Origin of the sequence: uncultured Rikenella sp., assembly GCF_910579375.1 — a bacterium.
Lineage (GTDB): Bacteria > Bacteroidota > Bacteroidia > Bacteroidales > Rikenellaceae > Rikenella.
On the sequence record NZ_CAJTUJ010000186.1, the window covers coordinates 1 to 3,568 of the forward strand.

Here is a 3,568-nt window from a genome sequence, read left to right on the forward strand (position 1 = left end):
GCCCGCGCGGCTCTGCGAGCCGCAAAAGCACTGCCTCGTGTACGCCTCACTGCGGCTCCGCTTTCGCTCCGCCGCATTGGCCCGCCCGCTGGGATTTCATCTCGATTTTGCTGACGCAAAACGAGCGAAATCCCCATTTAGGCGGGCGGGCGACGACTTTTTGACGGGGTCAAGTTTTTTCGCGCGCCTGGTCATTGTCCCGGCTGGAACTGTTCTCTTTGTGAACAAAGAGAACCAGAAAACCGACGCTGCCAGCGAGAGCAATGCAAACATAGTTTGCAAATTGCCGAGCGACGAGGAGGAAGGCGAAGCCAAACTTTAGACGGATGCTTCGCATCCTCAAGCTGCCGGCGGCCTTAACCAACGCGGCAGCCTCTATCTTCGTTCGCGCGCTTGAAAAATCTTATCCAAAGCGAAAACCCCAAACACTAAAAAAGAGAGGAGGCACTGCCATTCTCAGATAGCAAAGCCTCCCGTCTTCAAAAATTATTGCTGAGGACAAAGGACGCAAATCCCCGCCTCGACCCATCCGGCCTATCCCAGATAGGTCTTAAGCTGTTTGCTCCGCGAGCTGTGGCGCAACCGGCGAATCGCCTTCTCTTTGATCTGCCGCACCCGTTCGCGGGTCAGACCGAACTGCTCTCCGATCTCTTCGAGGGTCATCTCGGCCGTGCCGATCCCGAAGAAATATTTCACGATATCCCGCTCCCGCTCCGTCAGGGTCGAGAGCGCACGATCCACCTCGGTCGACAGCGACTCGTTAATCAAACTACGGTCGGCGTTGGGCGAGTCGTTGTTCACCAGCACGTCGAGCAGGCTATTGTCTTCCCCTTCGGCAAACGGAGCATCGACCGACACATGCCGGCCCGAAACCCGCAGCGTATCGGCGACCTTCTCTTTCGGAAGGTCGAGCACTTTGGCGAGCTCTTCCGGCGAGGGGGTGCGTTCGTTCTCCTGTTCGAACCGGGCGAAGGCCTTGTTGATCTTGTTGAGCGATCCGACCTGGTTGAGGGGCAGGCGCACGATACGCGACTGTTCCGCCAAGGCCTGCAAGATGGATTGCCGGATCCACCACACGGCATACGAGATGAATTTGAACCCCCGCGTCTCGTCGAACTTTTCGGCTGCCTTGATGAGCCCGAGGTTCCCTTCGTTGATCAAGTCCGGAAGCGTAAGCCCCTGATTCTGGTATTGTTTGGCCACGGACACCACGAACCGAAGATTGGCCTTGGTGAGCTTTTCGAGGGCCTCCTGGTCGCCTTTTTTGATGCGCTGGGCCAACTCGACCTCTTCTTCGACGGTTATCAAATCCTCGCGCCCAATCTCCTGAAGGTATTTGTCGAGCGACGCGCTCTCGCGATTGGTGATGGATTTGGTAATTTTCAGCTGTCTCATGGAAATATGACTTGTGTATGAAATTTCGGAAGGGTGAACGCTATGTTATACGTTGGAACTGTTTTTTTGTTTCGCCCTTTGCAAAATTTAACCGGCCGGAGCGGAAAAATCCTCTCGGATCACGGAGATTCCGCCGGCCGGTTAAGTGGTGGTTATCGTCGTGTGCACACCCCTCCGAGGGCTATTGACCCAAGGCCTGGTAGCTGACCATCCGGCCGTCGGGATAGATGCCGTCGATGGATTGCACTTTGTCGGTGATGCGGTTCAGGTCGCTGACTTCGGTAATCGCCCGGTCGTTGATGGCGGTGATGATGAAGCCGCGCCGCACGCGGGATTTCGCGAGGAGGCCGCCCTCTTTGAGTTCGACGACCTGAATCCCGCCGCGAATATTGAGCTCTTTTTTCTGCTTGTCGGTCACTTCGCGGAAGGTGGCGCCGAGCTCTTCGAGCAGGTTGGCGTCGTCTTTCCGGACGAGTTCGGTCTTGCCGGCCCGGTTGCGCAGCACCACGTCATACTCTTTGGTCGCACCGTTGCGCCGGATGGTCACACGAATCTTGTCGTTGGGCCGCAGCTTCGCGATGGTCTCCTGCACGTCGGCAGTGGTGTTCATCGGACGGCCGTCGATATGGGTCATCACGTCGCCCGACTTAATGCCTGCAGCTGCGGCTGCGCCGTCGGTCGTTACTTCCGCGACGTAGATTCCGCCCGGTTCGGTAATGCCTTTCTCTTTGCCGAAGCGTTCGACCCACTCGGGAGTAGCGGCCTGGAACGAGATGCCGAGCATGGCGCGCTGTACGACGCCGTATTCGCGCAGGTCGGTCACCACTTTGCGCACGATGGAGGAGGGGATGGCGAACGAGTATCCGGCATAGGCTCCGGTCGGCGATTTAATGACGGTGTTGATGCCGATGAGTTTCCCTTCGGTCGTAATGAGAGCTCCGCCGCTGTTGCCGGGATTGACGGCGGCGTCGGTCTGGATAAAGGATTCGACTCCCATCTGGGAAGGGATCACGCCGAGGCTGCGCCCTTTGGCGCTGACGATGCCGGCGGTGACGGTCGAGGTGAGCCCGAAGGGGTTCCCGATGGCGAGCACCCATTCGCCGAGCCGCAAGGCTTCGGAGTCGCCGAATGAGATGGTTTTCAACCCTGTGGCGTCGATTTTCAACAGGGCGATATCGGTCGACGGATCGCTCCCGACCAGCGTGGCCTTATGGGTAGTCCCGTCGTGGAGGGTGACGATCAGTTCGCTGGCTCCCTCGACGACGTGGTTGTTGGAGACGATGTATCCGTCGGGCGAAATAATCACGCCGGAACCTCCGGAGCGTCGTTCCTGCTCTTCGGGCTGGCTCTGGGGCTGCTGGCCGCCCTGGGGCCCGAAAAAGAACTCGAAGGGGTCGAAACCGCCCCCGCCAAAAGGACTGGAAAGGCGTTGCACTTTCAGTTTCTGACGGTTTTCGATATTGACTACGGCTTCAACGCCTTGTTCGGCGGCGGCGGTGAAGTCGGGCAAAAGGCCTTGTGTGGCACTTTCTGCCGGTGCGGAGGCGAAATGTGCCCGGGCGGTCTCGCCTTCGTAGGTCACGGCGGTAGCACGGGGAGCATCATGCGACGCGGTCAGCCGACTCACGGTGTAAGCGGCCAGCGAGCCTGCGGCTACGGAAAGGGTCAGGCTCAGAATCATCCATCGTTTTTTCATCATACTAATAATTTATGCTGCGGAGTGATTTTCTCCCATAGGCAATCGAAGTTATTTCTGATTTTTAGGGCGGTTCGTACCGTCCGGTGGATTTAAAAACGTAAGGGGGAGCGGAAATGGTATGTCCGAGGGGCGATTTGTGGAGGGCGAGGCGATGCTTTTTGTTACGGGGTTGTGGCAGGCGACTCTCTTTCGGGTGCCGCCCCGGGCTACCGCTATCATACTTCGGGGATAGCGGTGGTCATAGGCAACAGTGGGTTCGGCTGGTCTTCCACGATCGGCATCAATGGCTTGGCTTTGAATTTCCATTCGCAGTCTCTCAATGCCAGCCACTCGGGCTACCGTACCTACGGTTTTCAGTTGCGGTGCCTCTCGGAATAAACGCCGCGGGCCCGCGGGGGGCAATGGGCCGGAGCTACCCTAATATTAGACAGCCTCTACCCTACTTTTGAGCTGAATCCTGCGGTTCGAAGAACC

General features: G+C 57.9%; 4 protein-coding genes. 2 read left to right on the forward strand and 2 right to left on the reverse strand.

Features of this window, described 5'->3' with window-relative positions:
• A partial coding sequence (locus QZ302_RS09400; protein WP_294594765.1) for a hypothetical protein occupies positions 1-322 on the forward strand: 322 nt, incomplete at its 5' end.
• Between the two features lie 212 nt (positions 323-534).
• Here the strand turns inward: QZ302_RS09400 and QZ302_RS09405 are convergent.
• On the reverse strand, positions 535-1,395 hold the full coding sequence (locus QZ302_RS09405) for a sigma-70 family RNA polymerase sigma factor (RefSeq protein WP_294594766.1): 861 nt from the start codon (positions 1,393-1,395) through the stop codon (positions 535-537).
• A 181-nt stretch (positions 1,396-1,576) separates the two neighbouring features.
• Positions 1,577-3,091 (reverse strand): Do family serine endopeptidase, encoded by a 1,515-nt coding sequence (locus QZ302_RS09410; protein ID WP_294594767.1) that lies wholly within the window; start codon positions 3,089-3,091, stop codon positions 1,577-1,579.
• A gap of 174 nt (positions 3,092-3,265) precedes the next feature.
• On the opposite strand from QZ302_RS09410, the gene QZ302_RS09415 reads away from it, so the two are divergent.
• Positions 3,266-3,472 carry a hypothetical protein gene (locus QZ302_RS09415; protein ID WP_294594768.1) on the forward strand — a complete coding sequence of 69 codons (207 nt, stop codon included), beginning with the start codon at positions 3,266-3,268 and terminating at the stop codon, positions 3,470-3,472.
• Positions 3,473-3,568 lie beyond the last annotated feature (96 nt).

What these genes read in the sequence shown, in the direction of transcription:
- QZ302_RS09410 (WP_294594767.1), bottom strand. Translation starts at nt 3,091, where the DNA reads ATGAAAAAACGATGGATGATTCTGAGCCTGACCCTTTCCGTAGCCGCA.
- QZ302_RS09405 (WP_294594766.1), bottom strand. Translation starts at nt 1,395, where the DNA reads ATGAGACAGCTGAAAATTACCAAATCCATCACCAATCGCGAGAGCGCG.